Source organism: Rhodococcus sp. G6(2025) (assembly GCF_058628105.1).
In genome coordinates this window covers 3368072-3385909 of record NZ_CP179750.1, presented here as the reverse complement: position 1 = coordinate 3385909, position 17838 = coordinate 3368072, and the positions used below count along the sequence as shown (strand labels likewise).

Annotated in this window: 19 protein-coding genes; 4 read left to right on the top strand and 15 right to left on the bottom strand. The window is 68.0% G+C overall.

Going from position 1 to position 17838, the window contains the following annotated elements:
• Positions 1-15: 15 nt before the first annotated feature.
• From ACLIVD_RS15475 to pgsA, 9 genes are all read right to left on the bottom strand, one after another.
• Positions 16-1560: a glycerol-3-phosphate dehydrogenase/oxidase gene (locus tag ACLIVD_RS15475; RefSeq protein ID WP_280783275.1), complete on the bottom strand. Its 1545-nt coding sequence runs from the start codon at positions 1558-1560 to the stop codon at positions 16-18.
• Positions 1557-2189, bottom strand: a complete 633-nt coding sequence (locus ACLIVD_RS15470) for a TetR/AcrR family transcriptional regulator (RefSeq protein WP_317567495.1) — start codon at positions 2187-2189, stop codon at positions 1557-1559. Before ACLIVD_RS15470 ends, ACLIVD_RS15475 begins: the two co-directional genes overlap by 4 nt.
• Positions 2190-2459: 270 nt before the next feature.
• The gene (locus ACLIVD_RS15465; RefSeq protein ID WP_317567496.1) at positions 2460-3176 is read right to left on the bottom strand and encodes a PIG-L deacetylase family protein; all 717 of its coding nucleotides are present in this window, start codon (positions 3174-3176) and stop codon (positions 2460-2462) included.
• 16 nt (positions 3177-3192) lie between these two features.
• Complete coding sequence (locus ACLIVD_RS15460) at positions 3193-3369, bottom strand: hypothetical protein (RefSeq protein WP_007296377.1); 177 nt, start codon at positions 3367-3369, stop codon at positions 3193-3195.
• Positions 3370-3567: 198 nt separating this feature from the next.
• Positions 3568-4398, bottom strand: a complete 831-nt coding sequence (gene pspM, locus ACLIVD_RS15455; protein ID WP_241961905.1) for a phage shock envelope stress response protein PspM — start codon at positions 4396-4398, stop codon at positions 3568-3570.
• A 15-nt stretch (positions 4399-4413) separates the two neighbouring features.
• Positions 4414-5241, bottom strand: a complete 828-nt coding sequence (locus tag ACLIVD_RS15450) for a PspA/IM30 family protein (protein WP_105414541.1) — start codon at positions 5239-5241, stop codon at positions 4414-4416.
• Positions 5242-5397: 156 nt separating this feature from the next.
• Positions 5398-5784, bottom strand: a complete 387-nt coding sequence (locus ACLIVD_RS15445) for a helix-turn-helix domain-containing protein (protein ID WP_005240740.1) — start codon at positions 5782-5784, stop codon at positions 5398-5400.
• A 71-nt stretch (positions 5785-5855) separates the two neighbouring features.
• Entirely contained in the window at positions 5856-6356 is a 501-nt protein-coding gene (locus ACLIVD_RS15440) for a CinA family protein (RefSeq protein WP_105414540.1), read from the bottom strand.
• Positions 6353-7015 carry a CDP-diacylglycerol--glycerol-3-phosphate 3-phosphatidyltransferase gene (gene pgsA, locus ACLIVD_RS15435; RefSeq protein ID WP_283353119.1) on the bottom strand — a complete coding sequence of 221 codons (663 nt, stop codon included), beginning with the start codon at positions 7013-7015 and terminating at the stop codon, positions 6353-6355. Before pgsA ends, ACLIVD_RS15440 begins: the two co-directional genes overlap by 4 nt.
• 117 nt (positions 7016-7132) lie before the next feature.
• Here pgsA and ACLIVD_RS15430 point away from each other — a divergent pair, with 117 nt between their 5' ends.
• Positions 7133-7657 carry an amino-acid N-acetyltransferase gene (locus ACLIVD_RS15430; RefSeq protein WP_005240737.1) on the top strand — a complete coding sequence of 175 codons (525 nt, stop codon included), beginning with the start codon at positions 7133-7135 and terminating at the stop codon, positions 7655-7657.
• A 73-nt stretch (positions 7658-7730) separates the two neighbouring features.
• On the top strand, positions 7731-8015 hold the full coding sequence (locus ACLIVD_RS15425; RefSeq protein ID WP_105414538.1) for a YciI family protein: 285 nt from the start codon (positions 7731-7733) through the stop codon (positions 8013-8015).
• A 42-nt stretch (positions 8016-8057) separates the two neighbouring features.
• Here ACLIVD_RS15425 and ACLIVD_RS15420 read toward each other — a convergent pair whose 3' ends face one another.
• The 6 genes from ACLIVD_RS15420 to thyX form a co-directional block, all read right to left on the bottom strand.
• Positions 8058-9041 carry a TerC family protein gene (locus ACLIVD_RS15420; RefSeq protein ID WP_283331944.1) on the bottom strand — a complete coding sequence of 328 codons (984 nt, stop codon included), beginning with the start codon at positions 9039-9041 and terminating at the stop codon, positions 8058-8060.
• A gap of 208 nt (positions 9042-9249) precedes the next feature.
• Entirely contained in the window at positions 9250-11880 is a 2631-nt protein-coding gene (locus ACLIVD_RS15415; RefSeq protein ID WP_283331945.1) for a DNA translocase FtsK, read from the bottom strand.
• An 80-nt stretch (positions 11881-11960) separates the two neighbouring features.
• Positions 11961-12584: a TIGR03085 family metal-binding protein gene (locus ACLIVD_RS15410; protein ID WP_283331946.1), complete on the bottom strand. Its 624-nt coding sequence runs from the start codon at positions 12582-12584 to the stop codon at positions 11961-11963.
• A gap of 25 nt (positions 12585-12609) precedes the next feature.
• Positions 12610-14622 carry a ribonuclease J gene (locus tag ACLIVD_RS15405; RefSeq protein WP_491932659.1) on the bottom strand — a complete coding sequence of 671 codons (2013 nt, stop codon included), beginning with the start codon at positions 14620-14622 and terminating at the stop codon, positions 12610-12612.
• Positions 14619-15527: a 4-hydroxy-tetrahydrodipicolinate synthase gene (gene dapA, locus ACLIVD_RS15400; RefSeq protein ID WP_005261164.1), complete on the bottom strand. Its 909-nt coding sequence runs from the start codon at positions 15525-15527 to the stop codon at positions 14619-14621. The genes ACLIVD_RS15405 and dapA overlap by 4 nt, the downstream gene beginning before the upstream one ends.
• A gap of 43 nt (positions 15528-15570) precedes the next feature.
• Positions 15571-16323, bottom strand: coding sequence for an FAD-dependent thymidylate synthase (thyX, locus tag ACLIVD_RS15395; protein WP_283331948.1), 753 nt, complete (start codon positions 16321-16323; stop codon positions 15571-15573).
• A gap of 193 nt (positions 16324-16516) precedes the next feature.
• Here thyX and ACLIVD_RS15390 point away from each other — a divergent pair, with 193 nt between their 5' ends.
• Positions 16517-17329: a tyrosine-protein phosphatase gene (locus ACLIVD_RS15390; RefSeq protein ID WP_491932658.1), complete on the top strand. Its 813-nt coding sequence runs from the start codon at positions 16517-16519 to the stop codon at positions 17327-17329.
• Between the two features lie 27 nt (positions 17330-17356).
• Entirely contained in the window at positions 17357-17833 is a 477-nt protein-coding gene (locus ACLIVD_RS15385) for a toxin-antitoxin system HicB family antitoxin (RefSeq protein WP_283331949.1), read from the top strand.
• Positions 17834-17838: the final 5 nt, after the last annotated feature.

The window sequence follows — 17838 nt, the reverse complement described above, 5'->3', positions numbered from 1 at the left end:
GTCACACGGCCGGCGTCACCGTTTCTCGAACACTGCTTCGGCGGCACCGCGAGCCCGGGCACGGTCGGCGGGCACGAGTCCGATCCGGGTGCGCCGGTCGAGCAGGTCGTCGACGTCGAGTGCCCCCTCGTGGGTCACCGCGAACTCGAACTCGGCGCGGCTCACGTCGACACCCTCGGCGATCGGCGCCAGCAGTTCGGGGTCGGCGGCGGCGATCAGCGTCGCCTCCGTTCCGTAGCGGGCGAGCAGCGCCGGTGGGACCGAGACCTTCCGCAGCGCTTCGGGTGTCGCGGCACCGACGAGCGGCAGGGCCCGTGTCCGGCACGGGCCCGCGTCCAGTCCTGCCACCTCGACCGCGGCGTCGACGGCATCCTCCGCCATCTTGCGGTAGGTGGTCAGCTTGCCGCCGACCACACTGACGAGACCCGTGTCCGAGCGCAGGATGGCGTGGTTGCGCGAGAGGTCCGCGGTGGATCCGTCCCCGGTGTCGAGGAGCGGTCGCAGTCCGGCGAAGGTCCCCAGGACGTCCGAGCGCTGCAACGGAACCTCGAGCGCGGTGTTGACCGTGTCGAGAAGGAAGTCGATCTCCTGCTCCGACGCCACCGGAACGTCCGGAACAGGTCCCGGCGCGGCCTCGTCGGTCAAGCCGAGGTACACGCGGCCGAGCTGTGCGGGCAGCGCGAAGACGAAGCGATTGGTCTCACCGGGGATCGGAACCGTGAGCGCCGCGGTCGGGTTCCCGAGCCGCTCGGCCGGGAGCACCAGATGCGTGCCGCGACTGGGCCGCAACGTGATCGCGGGATCGATCTCACCCGACCACACGCCCGCCGCGTTGACCACGGCGCGCGCCCTGATCGATTGTTCCGAGCCGGTCAGCTCGTCGCGCAGGGTCGCGGACGTCCCGGTGACGTCGTACGCGCCCGTCCGGGTGAGCACCTTCGCACCGTGGAGCGCGGCGGTGCGCGCGAGGGACACCACGAGTCTGGCGTCGTCGATGAGCTGGCCGTCGTATGCCATCAGGCCGCCGCGCAGGCCTTCCCGCCGAACCGCGGGGGCGAGTTCGACCACCCGGTCGGCCCGGACCGTCCGTGATCGCGGCAGGACCGACGACGGTGTGCGAGCACTTGCACGCAGCAGGTCGCCGGCCAGGAATCCCGTGCGGACGAGGGACTTGCCGAACAGCGTCGTCGAATCGAGGACGGGCACGAGCTGCGGGAGAGCCCGGACGAGGTGGGGCGCGGTGCGGGTCATGAGGATTCCGCGTTCGACCGCGCTCTCGCGAGCGATACCGACGTTGCCCGATGCCAGGTACCGCAGCCCGCCGTGGGCGAGTTTCGAACTCCACCGGCTGGTCCCGAACGCGAGGTCCCGCTTCTCCACGAGCACGACGTCGAGGCCGCGTGACGCCGCGTCGAGCGCGACACCGACGCCGGTCACTCCGCCGCCGATCACCAGCACGTCGACGACGGCACCGTCCGACAGCTGGTCGAGTTCGCGCGTTCTTCGCGTGGCGTTCAGAGCCGACGAGCGGCTCACGGGCGGCGTGTTCGGGTGGTTCACCGGTCTCCTCGATCTGTCGGGTGGGTGTCGGCGGCGTCCGGTGCCAGATAGGCGCCGACAGCGTGCCGGAGTTGCTCCGTCAGGGCGTCGCCGGGAAGTTCCTCGGCCACCATCACGGCCGACTGGACGGCGGACTGTGCGATGAGCAGCACCATCGTGGCGATCTGACGGCTGTCCCCCGCGCGGATCGAGCCTTGGTCCTGACCCGTCGACACCGCGAACGCGACCTGGTCGATGATCGCCCGCTGGCTCGTACCGAGCCGCTCGAGGACGTAGGTGGTGAACAGTTCCTGATCCGACCGCAGGATCTTCACGAACAGCGGATGGTCGCGAACCTCGGTGGACACGTGGACCACGGCGTCGACCAGCTGGCGGTGGACCGATTCCTCGGCGGAGAATTCGGGCATCACCGCAGCGATCTCACGGGTCATGAGATCGGCGACCACAGCCCTGGTGTCCGACCAGCGGCGATAGACGGTCGGCCTGCTGACGCCGGCGCGCCGGGCGACCTCCGCCAGCGTGGTGCGGCGCAGTCCGAAATCGAGGATGCACGAGCGTGCGGCGTCGAGAATGGAGTCCTCGACGCTCGCGGAGGTGTCGTCACGCGGCGAAGAATTACGAATAGACATTGTGTGTAACACCGTAACGCATGAATCCCCCGCCGGCACCGAACCGGCACTCGAATCACACACGCAGGGCGTTCGCTGCCCCACCTCCCCGACGTCGGGGATTCGCGGGGCGCAGGTGCGACCGGGCGGTGAGGCGGCAGGAAGGGCCGACGCGTCGGACAAAGGCCGAGGTAACCACTCACTGATTCGGGAAATTTTATTGTTCCGTCCGAGTCCGATTCCAGACCGGCAGTGCCAGGGGCACCGGCACGATCGTGCTCGCTCGCGGATTCAGCCGAAGTAATAGAGCTCGAATCCCACGGCGCGCTCGGCGGCGAATCCCGGTCGCGGCCCGGTCACCATCTCGACCTGTGCCCTCGCCTGCCGCCCCACCGGTACGTCGCTCAGCGCCTCGAGGTAGCGGACGTGCTCGGCGAGCGAGAGCACCGCCCGATCCACCGTGTGAGTGACGTCCACCGCGTGCGTGGGTGTCATCGTGTTGACGGCGACCCAGCGGACACCGCGCCACGGCGGCAGCCCCGACTCCCCCAGCTCGGGAAAGATCCACTCGTTCGCGGCATCCGCGGTGGCGTCGAGAACGGAACGGCCGAGTGCGCGGTGGTCCGCACTGTTCAGCTGCCCGGGCCCCCAGGTGTCCGCGAAGTTGGCCGTCACCACGAGATCCGGGCGATGACGACGGATCGCCGTCGCGAGATCGCGGCGGAGTGCGAGACTCTCCACGAGAGTGCCGTCGGGGTACCCGAGGAACTCGACGTCGGTCACTCCCACCACGGCCGCGGAACGTCGCTCCTCCGCCTCCCGCAGCGGGCCCGACTCCGTGGGGTGCAGGCCCGCGATCCCCGCCTCCCCGCTGGTGGCGAGCACGTAGCGGATGTCCTTGCCCTGCTCGGTCCAGCGCGCTACAGCCGCCGCTGCGCCGTATTCGATGTCGTCGGGGTGCGCGACGACGACGAGCCCACGATGCCAGTCCTCGGGTACCGGTTCCATGGGTAGAGCATGCCTGTCAGCTCCGCGTGATGTCCGATTTCTCGCCCGATCCGGACATCGCCTTGATCAACAGGTACACGCCGAACACCACGGCGCTGACCACGAGAATCCAGAACAGACCCTTGACGAGGGCACCGACGACCGCCAATGCAATCCAGATCGCCGCGACCGCCAGAACAATCTTCCAGAACATGATTTCCTCCACTCACGTCTCCCCGATCGATTTCTGCGCCCGACATCTGGTCGACCCCACTTATCGGGTACGCACACCAGCGTGGCACGGCGGAGCGGGTAAATCACCAGGTCAGCGTAAAGATCAGGGAAAGATCAGGGTTCTCCCCCACACGATGTCCCATAAGTCAGAAGTCCTCGGTCGGGTCGATCGACGACATCAGCGGTAGCGGCGAACGATGTCGTCGATCTCGCCGAGAGCCGCCGCGAGGCCGGCGAGCTTTTCCGTCGCCGACACCAGTTCAGCACGCTCGTACGCCAGTTCGCCGACGGCACTCGTCGTTCCGGGAACGGCGACCTCAGCGGCCGCGGCCACCAGTTCTTCGAACTGGTCGACGCCGTCGTCGAGTTGCGCGGCGGCGGAGGCGATCGCCCGGTCAAGCGGTGCGGCCGCGGCCCGGCTCCCCCGCGCGGCGTCCTCCATGGACGTGATGTCGAGGGCGACCGCCTGGAGGGCTGCGGCCGCCGAGCGGGCCGTGGAATGGGTGTCCTCGATGTCCTCGCCGCTGATGCTCCCGGACCGGGACAGCACGCCGAGGATGCCGTGCAGTGCCCGTTCGCTGTGCACGAGTCGCTCCATCGGTTCCCGGGCGGCCGAGGAGGGCCCCGGAAGCACCCGACGGGCAGGCAGGCCCGGTGGCAACGTCACGGCGTCGAGCTTGCGGTAACGGCTGACTGCCAGCACCGCGGGGACCGCGAACACGACTGCGCCGCCACCAGCCATCAGCATCGACCACTCCGGTGCCGCCATCAGGGCGAGACCCGCGGCGCCGGTGGCCGAGGATCCGGACACGATGCCGTAGCGCTTCGCGCGGCGCCGGGCGCGCCGCTTCTTCCGCAGCAGCCGTTCCCGGGGGTCACGCCACCTCTGCGCCGCGTCCGCGACGGACTCACCGGCGTCGCGCAGCGCGCCCTGGATCCCCGCGAGCCCGGACACGACAGTGGCCGACCGGACTGCGCGTCCAGGTCGGCCACGTCGGGTGGAACTCATGCGAATACTGTTCGGCTACTGTGCGGCGCCGGTCTGGCCCGCTGCCGGCGGCTGCTTGTCGAGGTTCGGGCTGGCGGGGGTCGCCGGAGCGTTGGCGGCACCGCCGGACGGCAGGGCGTCGCCCTTCATCGAGGCCCGGATCTGCTCGAGCCTGCTGTGTCCGGCCATCTGGATGCTCGCCTGCTGGACTTCCATCATGCGGCCCGATACCGAGTTCTGTGCCAGCTCCGCGGAACCGAGGGCGTCGGCGTAGCGGCGCTCGATCTTGTCGCGCACGGCGTCGAGGCTGGGCGTGTTGCCCGGAGCCGAGAGGGTGCTGTCCATCGAGCGCAGCGACTCGCTGACGCGTTCCTGCATCTTGGCCTGCTCCAGCTGGCTGAGCAGCTTGGTGCGCTCCGCGACCTTGGCCTGCAAAGCCATCGCGTTCTGCTCCACGGCCTTCTTCGCCTGTGCGGCGGCCTGCAGGGACTGGTCGTGCAGCGCCTTCAGGTCCTCGACCCCCTGCTCGGCGGTGACGAGCTGGGCGGCGAACGCCTCGGCGGCGTTGGTGTACTGGATGGCCTTCTCGGTGTCGCCCGCGGTCTGGGCCTGGTCGGCCAGGTTGACGGCCTGACGGGCGTTGGCGTTGAGCTTCTCCACCTCGTCGAGCTGGCGGCTGAGCTTCATCTCGAGCTGGCGCTGGTTGCCGATGACAGACGCGGCCTGCTGCGACAGAGCCTGGTGCTGACGCTGCGCATCCTCGATCGCCTGCTGAATCTGAACCTTGGGGTCAGCCTTCTCATCGATCTTGGAATTGAAGAGCGCCATCAGGTACTTCCATCCCTTGACGAAAGGATTAGCCATGGGTTGATCCTGCCTCCATCTGTTGCGCCGCGCGATGCGCGACCCGATACGCGACCGTCACGCACCGGAACAAGGGCTGCGCCCCGACTGCCTGTCTGACCAACCGCCCACGAGATCGGCGGTCAACTGAAATCTATCGGTTCGGCACGGGTGTTGCTACGCGGCGGCCAGCGCCTGCGCGGGCGCGGGGATGACCACCCGGGTGTCGCGGGCGATGGTCGTCGAACCCGGTCGTGCGCTCGCGGCGGGAGCCTCGGCGGGCGCGGATTCGACCGCATGCCGCTCGGTGTCCGCACGCTTGGCCGAAGAACCGTCGGACAGCGATTCGCTGACGTCGACGAGCACATCGGAGAGTGGAACCTCCAGCGCGTCGCAGATCGCCGCCAGGAGCTCACTCGAGGCTTCCTTGCGCCCTCGTTCGACCTCGGACAAGTACCCGAGGCTCACACGAGCACTGTTGGAGACCTCACGCAGGGTCCGGCTCTGCGAAACGCGCGTACGCCGAAGACTGTCACCGATTGCCTCACGCAATAGCAGCGCCATCTCGCTCCTCCTTCATCCGTCACCTGTCTCGCCTATCTCAACGCGCGAACAGGACCGATTGGTTCCCGACCTTAGCCTGCGGATGTTTCCTGCACACGATCGAGGAGTCCCGACACGGCGGCGGAAACCGCAGATTTGCGAATCTGCCACCGGTCACCGGTCAATCCGAGCTCGCGGACGGCCGAGCCGGACGCCCCGGAAATGCTCAGGAACACGGTGCCGACCGGGTGTCCGTCCTGCATGTCGGGGCCGGCGACACCGGTCAGGCCGACGCCCCAGTCGGCGCCGCAGCGGGCGCGTGCCCCCTCCGCGAGTGCGCGTGCCGTGGACGCCGCCACGGGCCCGTCCGCCGCCAGTCGGGTGGGATCGACCCCGGCGAGGGTGGCCTTCAAGTCGGTGGCGTAGACGACGAGCCCGCCGCGGAGGACGTTGCTGGCGCCGGGCACTCCCGCGATCGTCGCGGTGAGCAGTCCCGCGGTGAGCGATTCCGCGGTGGCCACCGTCTCACCGCGGGCGGTGAGCACGGCGACCAGGTCACCGGCCCGCGTGCCGTCCACCAGCGGGTCGGTCACGCCCCGGTGCTCGCGTTCGCCTCGACCTTGTGCACCCCGGCCCGCAGACGGACGGCCTGCACGACGTAGTCCAGCCCGGTCACCACCGTCAGCAACACGGCAGCACCCATGAGAATCCAGCCGGCGACCTCGAACCCTTCGGGCAGCGGCAGCAGGTAATAGCCGATCGCGATCGTCTGCACGAGAGTCTTGAGCTTGCCTCCCCTGCCTGCCGGAATGACGGCATGGCGCAGGACCGCGAACCGAAGCAGCGTGATGCCCAGTTCCCGGACGGCGATCACCGCCGTCACCCACCAGGGCAGGTCTCCGAGAATCGACAGGCCCACGAGGGCCGCTCCGATCAGCGCCTTGTCCGCGATGGGATCGGCGAGCTTGCCGAAATCGGTGACGAGGCCGTACTTGCGGGCGAGTTGCCCGTCGATCCGGTCGGTGATGGCCGCGACCGCGAACACACCGGTGGCGATCAGGCGCCACGTCGTCGAGTGTCCGTCGCCGACGAACAGCACAACCAAGAAGACCGGGACCAGCAGGATCCGGAGAATCGTCAGGATGTTCGCGATGTTCAGAAGCGGTACGGTCGTCTCACTCGCGGGTTCCACCGACGGATCCGGGGCCGCCGGTTTGTCGGCGGCCGTCCTACCCTCGCGCTGCGTGCTCATCGCAGCACCGCAGCGTCGAACTGCACCCCGGGACGCAGCGGGGAGTGGGGAGGATTCGTAGGTCGTACCGGCACGTGCCTAAGAATATCGGTACGGCCGTTGGCTAATGTTCACGACATGACTTCTCGGACGCCGGACACCGCCGACAATCAGCTGATCGTGCGGCGAGCACGAACCTCCGACGTACCCGAGATCAAGCGCCTGATCGACATCTACTCCGGCAAGATCCTGCTCGAGAAGAACCTCGTGACCCTGTACGAATCCGTCCAGGAGTTCTGGGTGGCCGAACGCGACGGCAACGTGATCGGTTGTGGCGCAATGCACGTGCTGTGGGCCGACCTCGGCGAGGTACGCACGATCGCGGTCGATCCGTCGGCCAAGGGCCAGGGTGCGGGACACCACGTGGTGGCCAAGTTGATCGAGGTCGCGCGGGAACTCGAACTCGAGCGGCTCTTCGTTCTCACGTTCGAGGTCGACTTCTTCGGCAAGCACGGATTCGTCGAAATCGACGGCACACCCGTGACCGCCGAGGTCTACGCCGAGATGTGCCGCTCGTACGACACCGGTGTCGCCGAATTCCTCGATCTGAGCTACGTCAAGCCGAACACCCTCGGCAATACCCGAATGCTTCTCACCCTCTGAAATCCCAGTGCGTGAGACAGAAGTGCCCTGATCCCATTTTTGTTCGACGAACCCGTCCCGAGAGAGCGAGAACATGTCCCTGTTCGTAGTGGAGTACACATATTCGGCCGACACCGTCGCAGGACGCGACGAGCATCGCCCCGCCCACCGCGAGTGGCTCGGTGAGCTCGCCGAGCGGAAGACCGTCGTGTCGTCCGGCCCGTTCGCCGACGGCAGCGGCGCATTCATCATCGTCGACGCCGCCGACGCGGAGACTGTGGAACTGCTCTTCACCCACGACCCGTTCGCCCGCAACGGACTCGTGGCGGACTCGCGGATCGTGGAATGGGTTCCGGTACTCGGCGAATTCAGTTCCTGACTCGCCGAGCACCGGACACCTCGAGTACGACGCCCGGCGGAACTACTGCGCCGGCGTCGTGTTCCGCGTCTTGAGAAGGCTGGCGACGGTGGTCACTGCCAGCACACCGATGATCACGGCGAGCGAGAACACCGTGGACACCTCCGGTACGGCCACGTGCTCGCCGCCGTTGATGAAGCCCAGCGTGTTCTCGTGCAGGGCGTGCAGCACGAGTTTGACGCCGATGAACGCGAGAATGATCGACAGGCCGTACGACAGGTACACCAGGCGGTCCAGCAGGCCGCCGATGAGGAAGTACAGCTGACGCAGACCCATCAACGCGAACGCGTTGGCCGTGAAGACCAGGTACGGCTCCTGGGTGAGCCCGTAGATCGCGGGAATCGAGTCGAGCGCGAACAGCACGTCGGTGAATCCGATGGCGACCAGCGCGAGCAGTAGCGGCGTCACGACGCGCTTGCCGTTGATCCGCGTGACGAGCTTGTCGCCGTCGTAGGTGTCCGTGGTGGGGAGGATCTTCTTCGCGACGGCGACGATCTTGCTGTCGCGCTCCTCCTCCACCTCTTTCTCGTGCCCGTGATCACGCACCAGCGTGTACGCGGTGTAGATGAGGAACGCACCGAACAGGTAGAACACCCAGCTGTAGGCGTTGATCGCCGCGGCACCGACGCCGATGAAGATGCCGCGCATCACCAGCGCCATCACGATGCCGATCAGCAGTACCTTCTGCTGGTATTCCCGCGGCACCGCGAATGTTCCCATGATGATGACGAACACGAAGAGGTTGTCGACCGACAACGCCTTCTCGGTGACGTAACCGGCGAAATACTCGCCGCCGTACTGACTTCCCCACAACCACATCACGACCAGGCCGAACAGGATCGCGATACCGATGTAGACCGACGACCAGAACGCCGACTCACGGAACGTGGGGGCGTGCGGTGTGCGCACGTGCGCGAAGAAGTCGAAGACGAACAGTCCGAGAATCACCACACAGGTGATGACCCAGACCAGCGGTGACACATGCATGAACACAGACCTCCGGTAGACCTAGCGGGTACCGGAGGTCTCTCCCGCCGCCGGAATCTTGTGTCCGAGCGACTGACAGCCCCGGATCGGCAACGGTGCCGATCGTGTTGACGATGCTGTCACAGAGGTGGGGATACTCCCCTCCAATTCGGTGACCATTCAACCACACTGCGCGAGAATCGCCCATTTCGGACACGCGCACCGCGCCCTACTCCTGATCGGACGGCGCCTCGTTCGGATCGCCGCCGCGGATCGACCACAACAGACCGTCGAGTTCCTCGGGCTTGATGAGCACGTCACGGGCTTTCGAGCCCTCACTGGGGCCCACCACTCCCCTGGTCTCCATCAGGTCCATCAGGCGGCCGGCCTTGGCGAAACCGACACGCAGCTTGCGCTGCAGCATCGACGTGGACCCGAACTGGCTGGAGACGACGAGTTCCACCGCCTGCAGCAGCACGTCCATGTCGTCGCCGATGTCGGGATCGACATCCTTCTTCTCCCCGACCTTGGCGGCGGTGACGCCGTCGGTGTACTCCGGCTCCGCCTGGTTCTTGCTGAAATCGACGACCGCGGAGATCTCTTCGTCGGTGATGAACGCGCCCTGCAGGCGGGTCGGCTTACCTGCGCCCATCGGCAGGAACAGCCCGTCACCCATACCGATCAGCTTCTCGGCGCCGGGCTGGTCCAGGATGACCCGGGAGTCGGTCAGGGACGAGGTCGCGAAGGCGAGTCGTGACGGCACATTGGTCTTGATCAGACCGGTCACGACGTCCACCGACGGCCTCTGTGTGGCCAGCACGAGGTGGATACCGGCGGCGCGCGCCTTCTGGGTGATCCGCACGATCGCGTCCTCGACGTCGCGCGGCGCGGTCATCATGAGGTCCGCGAGTTCGTCGACGATGGCGAGGATGTACGGATACGGCCGGTAGACCCGTTCGCTGCCGAGCGGCGCGGTGATCTCACCCGACTTCACCTTGGAGTTGAAGTCGTCGATGTGGCGGACCCGGTTGGCCTGCATGTCCTGGTAGCGCTGTTCCATCTCCTCCACCAGCCAGGCCAGCGCGGCCGCGGCCTTCTTCGGCTGGGTGATGATGGGCGTGATGAGGTGCGGTATGCCCTCGTAGGGCGTCAACTCCACCATCTTGGGGTCGATGAGGATCATCCGCACTTCGTCGGGTGTCGCACGGGACAGCAGCGACACCAGCATCGAGTTCACGAAGCTCGACTTACCGGAACCCGTGGAACCGGCCACGAGCAGGTGCGGCATCTTCGCGAGGTTGGCGCTGACGAAGTTGCCCTCGATGTCCTTGCCGAGACCGATCACCAGCGGGTGGTGGTCCTTGCGGGTGCTCGGGGCGGTGAGCACGTCGGCGAGGCGCACCATCTCGCGGTCGGAGTTGGGGACCTCGATGCCGACCGCGGACTTGCCGGGGATCGGCGCGAGCAGGCGCACGTTGTCGGTGGCGACGGCGTACGCGATGTTGCGGGCGAGCGCGGTGATCTTCTCGACCTTCACACCCGGTCCGAGCTCCACCTCGTAGCGGGTGACGGTCGGGCCGCGGGTGAATCCGGTGACGGCCGCATCGATCTTGAACTGCTCGAGGACCTCGGTGATCGCCTCGATCATCGCGTCGTTGGCGGAACTGCGCTTCTTCGGCGGATCGCCCTCGATGAGCAGCGACGTCGGGGGCAGCGTGTAATCGCCCTCGACCACCCGGTCGGTCACGAACTTGTCGACGTCGGGCAGCGGCTCCGGTTCGGGCTCCGGCTTGGGGGCGACGACCGGCTTGGCCTTGGCACGCGCCGGTTTCGGCGCCGGCGCAGGCGCCGGGACGGGTTCCGTGGCGGGCTCGGTCTCCCACAGCCCGAGCACCTCCGTCTTCGCGGTATCGCTGACGTCGTACTCGTCGGTGGGGTAGTTGTCGGCCGGGGCACCCCGGCCCCCGGTCTTGTAGTCGTCGACCGGGTAGCCGTCGGCGTCGAAGAGCGTGGGGTCGTATTCGCCGTCTTCGTAGTACTCGCTGTCGTAGTCGGCGTAGTGGTCGCGGCCGAACGACGTGCCGAAGTACGACTGCAGCTTGCCGGGCACCTCGCGGACCGTGGTTCCGGTCAGCAACAGGACACCGAACAGTGCCGCCATCAGCAGTAGCGGAGCGGCGAGCCACACGGTCAGGCCGTCCGTCAGTGGGCCTCCCGCCGCGTACCCGACGAAACCGGCGCCGCGGGCCCTGCCCTCGGCGTCGGTGGGCGAACCGGTCGCGATGTGCCAGAGCCCGAGAGCGGGCAGACCGACCAGCAGCGACCCCAGGACCAGTCTCGGCCGGATCTCGGGTTTCGGCTCGGTCCGCATCAGGATCACCGCGACGGCGACGCCGATCAGGGGCAGGACCCCGGACGCCCCACCAAACACGGCACGGACTCCGGTCTCGATCCACTCGCCCACCGGACCGCCCGCGGAGAACCAGATTCCGCCGGCGACCACGACGCTGATCGCGATCAATCCGAGCGCGATGCCGTCGCGCCGGTGGCCCTGTTCGATCTCGGCAGCCTTGCCGACCGTGCGGGTGGTGGCCCCGACGCCCTTGGCCATCAGCGACCAGCCGGCACCGATCCCCCTGCCCACCGACTTGAGGGGACCGGACGTGGACGGCTTCTTCGCGGCGGGCCTCCGGGCGCCGCCGCGGGAGCCGCCACCCCGCGGCGAGGTGGGTTTGCGCGGAGTGCTGACCGTCCGGGTCGTGCGGGACTTCGGCTTGGACGTGGTCGAGCCGCCTCGCACGCCCGTCCTCGCCGTGGACGTCGTCGTGCTCGAACCGCGGGCGCTCGCCTTACCTGCCATGGCTCCCAGATTAGTCGCTACGGCACCTTCCGGACCATCCGCAACACCCGTAACACAGGGACACCTGCGGCGAAATGCCCTCAGAACCCTCGGTCGAGGGAGGTCACGGCCTCGATGTCGGCAGTCTCACCATCGGCCTCGATCCGTACCTGATCCCGGCCGAACGCGTGCAGGGCGAGTTCCGACGGTTCACCGCGCAGGATCACCCGGCCGGCGCCGGCCTTGCGCACGGTGGCCTGCTCTCCGGACGGCCGCTCGAGCACCACCGTCACCGGGGAGTGCCGGTAGCCGAGCTTTCCGACCTTGCGGGCGAGACCCCACAGCGCGTCCTGGCGCTTGTCCGGCAGGACCCGCGGTTCCCATCCGTCGTGGGCGCGGCGCACGTCCTCGTGATGGACGAACATCTCCCCCAGGTTCACCTGCGCGTCCACCCAGTACATCGGCGACCACATCGGCGGACCCGACCGGACCTCGTCCAGCAGGCGGCTCCACGGACGTTTCGCCGTCTCGTTCTGGACGTGTTCCGTGTAGCCGGCGAGCCGACCCACGACGATGCCGGGGGCAGCGTCGAGGCGTCGTTCGCGCACGATCAGGTGGGCAGCCAGGTCCCGGTTGGTCCACGTCCCGCAGAGGGTCGGGGCGTCGGGACCGAATTCGGCCATCGAGTCGACGAGGGCGAGGCGTTCATCTCGGGCGAAGGTCACCCGACCGAATCTACCTGCCGGAGAACTACTTGCCCTCGGCCGACGGCACCGCGATGACGGTCGGGACGATCATCGGCCGGCGACGGTACTTGTCCGCCACCCATTTGCCGACGACGCGCCGGATCGCCTGGGCGATGCGGTGAGCGTCGTTGATGCCCTCGGTGGCCAATCGCAGGAGTTCCGCCTCGACCAGCTGAGCCGCATCCTTGAGGGCCGTGGGGTCGTCGGAGAATCCGCGCCCGGACACCTCGGGGGTGCTGACCGCACGACCCGTGTGGTCGTCGATGACGACGTTGATGGCGATGAATCCACCCTCACCGAGGACCAGCCGGTCCGACAGCGTGGAGTCGCCGACGTCACCGACGGACAGTCCGTCGACGTAGACGTGCCCGACGGGAACCTGCCCGACGATCTCGGCGAGACCGTCGACCATGTCGACCACCACGCCGTCCTCGGCGAGCACGATCCGGTCCTCCGGCACGCCGGTGGCCTTCGCGAGGGCGGCGTTGGCGCGCAGGTGACGCCATTCGCCGTGAACCGGCATGGCGTTGGTGGGCCGGACCGCGTTGTACAGGTACAGGAGCTCGCCCGCCGACGCGTGACCGGAGACGTGCACCTTCGCGCTCTGCTGGGTGACGACGGTGGCGCCGCGCTTGGCGAGTCCGTTGACGACGGCGAACACGGAGTTCTCGTTGCCCGGGATCAGCGAGGACGCCAGCACGACGAGATCGTTCGCCCGGATGTTGATCTGCCGGTGCTCACCGCGGGCCATCCGCGACAACGCCGACAGCGGTTCACCCTGCGAGCCGGTGGAGATGAGAACGAGCCGATCGTCGGGCAAGTTGGCCGCGGTGTCGATGTCGACCACCAGGCCGTCCGGCACGGTCAGGTATCCGAGATCCTGCGCGATCTGCATGTTGCGGACCATCGACCGGCCCACGAACGCGACCCGCCGGTTGTACCGGTGGGCGACGTCGACCACCTGCTGGATGCGGTGTACGTGGCTGGCGAAGGAGGCCACGATCACGCGCTGTTTAGCCTTGCCGATGACGTTGTCGAGCACTCCCCCGATCTCACGTTCGGGGGTGACGAAGCCTGGCACCTCGGCGTTGGTGGAGTCGACGAGGAACAGGTCGACACCCTCGTCCCCGAGCCGAGAGAAGCCGGCGAGGTCGGTGAGCCTGCCGTCGAGCGGCAGCTGGTCGAGCTTGATGTCACCGGTGTGCAGCACGACTCCGGCGTCGGTCCGGATCGCGACGGCGATGGCGTCGGGGATCGAGTGGTTGACGGCGAAGTACTCACACTCGAACGGACCGTGATCGGTGCGCTGCCCCTCGACGACCTCGACGAGGTTGGGGCGCTGGCGGTGCTCACGGCACTTGGCCGCGACGAGCGCCAGCGTGAACCGCGAACCCACCACGGGCAGATCCGGCCGCAGGCGCAGCAGGAACGGGATGGCGCCGATGTGGTCCTCGTGGCCGTGCGTGAGGACCACGGCCTCGACGTCGTCCATCCGGTCCTCGATGTGCCGGAAGTCCGGGAGGATCAGGTCGACACCCGGCTGCTGGTCTTCCGGGAACAACACACCGCAGTCGACGATGAGCAGCTTGCCCTGGTGCTCGAAGACGGTCATGTTGCGACCGATCTCGCCGATACCGCCGAGCGCCACCACCCGCAGACCCTTGAACGGAGCCTTCGGCGGTGCACCGAGCCGGGCTGTCGGATCGACCGACGCCGGCCGCGTGTCCTGACGCTTGTTGCCGCCGCCGCGCCTGCCGGAGCGGGACGACGACTTGTTGGCGGCGCCGCCCTTCGTGGAGGAGGTCTTCACGGGCGCGGACTTGGCCTGCTCCGACTTCGGAGCCGACGGCTGGTCGGCGACGACGGGCGCCGACTTCGGCGGCTCGGCGACAACCGGCGGCTCGGCGACAACCGGAGGCTCGGTGGCCGGGGGCGCCGACTTCGGCGGCTCGCTTGCGGTGGGGGAAGGGGGACCGGCCTGGCGGCTGGCACTGCGACGACGAGGCGGTCGGGTCACGCGAGCACCCCCGCAGCGTGCAGATCGGCGGCCAACAGGTCGAGCTGATCGTGGGTGGGTGCCACCTGCGGCAACCGGGGTTCGCCGACGTCCAGGCCGATCAGGCGCAGACCCGCCTTCGACGCGCTGACGCCGCCGAGACGCGCCACCGAGCGGATGACCGGGATCAGGCTGAGGTTGATCGCGCGGGCGCGGGCGATGTCACCGGCCGCGAACGCCGTGTGCAGTTCGCGCAACCGGCCGGGCACGAGGTGCCCGATGACGCTGACGAATCCCGTCGCGCCCACCGACAGCCACGGCAGGTTGAGTGGATCGTCACCCGAGTAGAACTGGAGGTCCGTCGTGCCGATCAGCTCGGCGCCTGCGTTGAGGTCGCCCTTGGCGTCCTTGACCGCGACGATGCGCGGGTTCTCGGCGAGGCGCCGGATGGTCTCGGTCTCGATGGGGACCACGGAGCGGGGTGGAATGTCGTAGAGCATGACCGGAAGGTCGGTGGCGTTGGCGACGGCGGTGAAATGGGCGAACAGTCCGGCTTGCGGCGGACGCGAGTAGTAGGGGGTGACGACGAGGAGGCCCTGCGCGCCCGCGCGGGCGGCGTCTCGGGCGAGTTCGACGCTGTGCGCGGTGTCGTTGCTGCCCGCGCCGGCGATGATCTTCGCGCGGTTGCCCACCGCGTCGATCACTGCCCGGAGCAGCTCGAGCTTCTCGTTCTCGGTGGTCGTCGGCGACTCACCGGTCGTCCCGGCGAGGACGAGGGAGTCGCATCCGTTGTCGACGAGGTACGCCGCGAGGCGGACACCGGCGTCGACGTCCAGCTTTCCGTCCGAGGTGAACGGCGTCACCATCGCTGTGGACACGGTGCCGAACGGACGCTCGACGGGAGAAGCGGAATCACCGTAGGTCATGGTCAGAAGGCTACCCGGTGACCCAGGTACTTTTGCACACCCGTCACGCGTCGGCGGAAAACGTGCTCCGTGCCACCTCCGTGCCGTCGCCCCAGACCAGTACCTCGAAGTCGCCGAAGACATTCGGCGCGGCCGCCTGCAGCTGCCTCAGGCACTCGACCGCGACGCGGCGAATCTCCACGTCGGCGTGCTCGGTGGCGCGCATCGAGACGAAGTGCCGCCACGCCCGGTAATTGCCGGTGACCACCACGCGGGTCTCCGTGGCGTTGGGCAGGACGGCCCTCGCGGCCTGCCTCGCCTGCTTGTTGCGCAGCGGCACGCTGGAGGTGTCCGCCAGTTTCGTTTCGAGGGCCGCGAGGAGTTCGCCGTACGCCGCCCGGCTCGCGTCGGTGGCCTTCGCGAACAGCTCCTCGAGTTCCGGGTCGCCCGCGATCGCGGGAGGGACGACGACATTGCCGTCGTTCTCCCGCACGAAGCGCTGCGACAGCTGCGAGTAGGAGAAGTGGCGGTGCCGGATCAACTCGTGGGTGCAGGACCGGGAGATGCCGGTGATGTAGAAGCTGACGGTGCCGTGTTCGAGGACCGACTCGTGCCCGACCTCGAGCAGATGGCGCAGATATCCGGCGTTCGTCGCGGTGCGGGGGTTGGGTTTGGACCAGCTCTGGTAGCACGCCCGTCCCGCGAACTCTGCCAGCGCTTCGCCGCCGTCGGCGTCGGTCTCCCACGGAATGTCCGCCGGCGGAAAGAACTCCGTCTTCGCGACGAGTTGCACCCTGAGCGGCACGGTCTGCGGCACTGCGCTGTTCCTCCTACCGAACTCCCTGGTCGGGAGTCCCTCCTGAATGCATCGACCCTAGTCGCAGCGTTGATCGGGGGCTCGGCGTGCCCCGTTCCGGCAACGGCCCGGTTCCCGTGTGTTCACCCGCGCGTGTCAGTCTCGTCTCGCCCACACTGTCGGTGGTGCCGCAGATTCGCGAGGGAGACTTCCTGTGCAGTACCGGACAGGCCGCGCTCGCCGCGCCGTCGTGATCGCAGTTCTCGGGACAGCGGTTCTCGGGGCCGCTCCCCCGGCGTTCGCCGGACCGCCCGCGACGGGACCGTCGGTTGCCGAGAGTCCGGCACAACACACGGCCGTGCAGCGCTCGCTCGGGCTCGAGGGCGTCCGAAACGCCCGTGACATCGGTGGATACCCGACGGCAGACGGCGCCGTCGTCCGCTCCGGTCTGGTGTTCCGCACGGACGCGCTGGACAGGCTGACCCTGCGCGACCTCGCGCAACTCGAAGCTTCGAACGTCACGATCGCCGACGACCTCCGCACGACGTACGAGCGGACGCTCGCACCGGATCGGCTTCCGGCCGGCGCAGCCGGGAACTGGTACGACGTGCTCGGGCAGTCACCGATCACCACTCTGGTCGACATGCCCGCCGCCTACCGCGCCTTCGTGACGGGACCGGGTGCGAACGAGGCGTTCTCGGCGGTTCTGCACGACATCGCGGCGTCCGACGGCGCCGTGATCTACCACTGCAGCGCTGGCAAGGACCGCACCGGGTGGACGACGGCCGTACTGCTCACCCTCCTCGGGGTCCCGCGCGAGGCTGTGACCGCGGACTATCTGCTCAGCAACACCTACCGCGGAGCCGATCCGGAGCATCCTGGACTGGACGGCGTCGACCAGGCGTGGCTCGACATCGCGTTCGACACGGCCGTCGCCACCTACGGCAGCTTCGACGCCTACGTGTCGGAGGGGCTGAAGTTGTCCGAGGGCGACATCGCCCGGCTGAAGTCACGACTGCTTGACTGACGTCAAGTATGACGCCATGATGGCGTCATGGACCTCGGCAACTACGTCTCCCGGCTGCAAGACGACCTGAACGCGGCAGCCGCACTCGGCGACGAGCAGACGCGGGCGACCGCGTCGGCGCTCGCCGCCGCGATTGAACCCGCCGCCCGGCTCCTTCTGCTCTCGGCGCTCACCGATTTCGCGGGTGAAGTGTCGTCCGAGCTGGGCAATCGCAGCGTCGGTGTGCGTCTGAACGGCAGCGAGGTGGCGGTCGACGTGCATCGCACCCCCACCGCGCCGGGGCCGGACGGGGACGGGACCACGACTGCCGAGGACCTGGGTGCCGCCTTCGATGACGTCACCGGTGACATCAGCCGCGTCACTCTGCGTCTGATGGATCAGATCAAGTCGAAGGCCGAGGAGGCCGCCTCCCAGAACGGGGTGTCGCTCAATTCCTGGGTGTCGCAGGCGGTCCAGGGCGCGCTCAAGGACCAGATGCGCCGCAGCGGGAGAGACAATTTCTGAGCACC

What these genes read in the sequence shown, in the direction of transcription:
- ACLIVD_RS15415 (WP_283331945.1), bottom strand. Translation starts at nt 11,880, where the DNA reads ATGGCAGGTAAGGCGAGCGCCCGCGGTTCGAGCACGACGACGTCCACG.
- ACLIVD_RS15420 (WP_283331944.1), bottom strand. Translation starts at nt 9,041, where the DNA reads ATGCATGTGTCACCGCTGGTCTGGGTCATCACCTGTGTGGTGATTCTC.
- pgsA (WP_283353119.1), bottom strand. Translation starts at nt 7,015, where the DNA reads ATGAGCACGCAGCGCGAGGGTAGGACGGCCGCCGACAAACCGGCGGCC.
- ACLIVD_RS15385 (WP_283331949.1), top strand. Translation starts at nt 17,357, where the DNA reads ATGGACCTCGGCAACTACGTCTCCCGGCTGCAAGACGACCTGAACGCG.
- ACLIVD_RS15445 (WP_005240740.1), bottom strand. Translation starts at nt 5,784, where the DNA reads ATGGCGCTGCTATTGCGTGAGGCAATCGGTGACAGTCTTCGGCGTACG.
- ACLIVD_RS15425 (WP_105414538.1), top strand. Translation starts at nt 7,731, where the DNA reads ATGTCCCTGTTCGTAGTGGAGTACACATATTCGGCCGACACCGTCGCA.
- ACLIVD_RS15450 (WP_105414541.1), bottom strand. Translation starts at nt 5,241, where the DNA reads ATGGCTAATCCTTTCGTCAAGGGATGGAAGTACCTGATGGCGCTCTTC.
- dapA (WP_005261164.1), bottom strand. Translation starts at nt 15,527, where the DNA reads ATGACCTACGGTGATTCCGCTTCTCCCGTCGAGCGTCCGTTCGGCACC.
- ACLIVD_RS15430 (WP_005240737.1), top strand. Translation starts at nt 7,133, where the DNA reads ATGACTTCTCGGACGCCGGACACCGCCGACAATCAGCTGATCGTGCGG.
- pspM (WP_241961905.1), bottom strand. Translation starts at nt 4,398, where the DNA reads ATGAGTTCCACCCGACGTGGCCGACCTGGACGCGCAGTCCGGTCGGCC.
- ACLIVD_RS15470 (WP_317567495.1), bottom strand. Translation starts at nt 2,189, where the DNA reads ATGTCTATTCGTAATTCTTCGCCGCGTGACGACACCTCCGCGAGCGTC.
- ACLIVD_RS15460 (WP_007296377.1), bottom strand. Translation starts at nt 3,369, where the DNA reads ATGTTCTGGAAGATTGTTCTGGCGGTCGCGGCGATCTGGATTGCATTG.
- ACLIVD_RS15465 (WP_317567496.1), bottom strand. Translation starts at nt 3,176, where the DNA reads ATGGAACCGGTACCCGAGGACTGGCATCGTGGGCTCGTCGTCGTCGCG.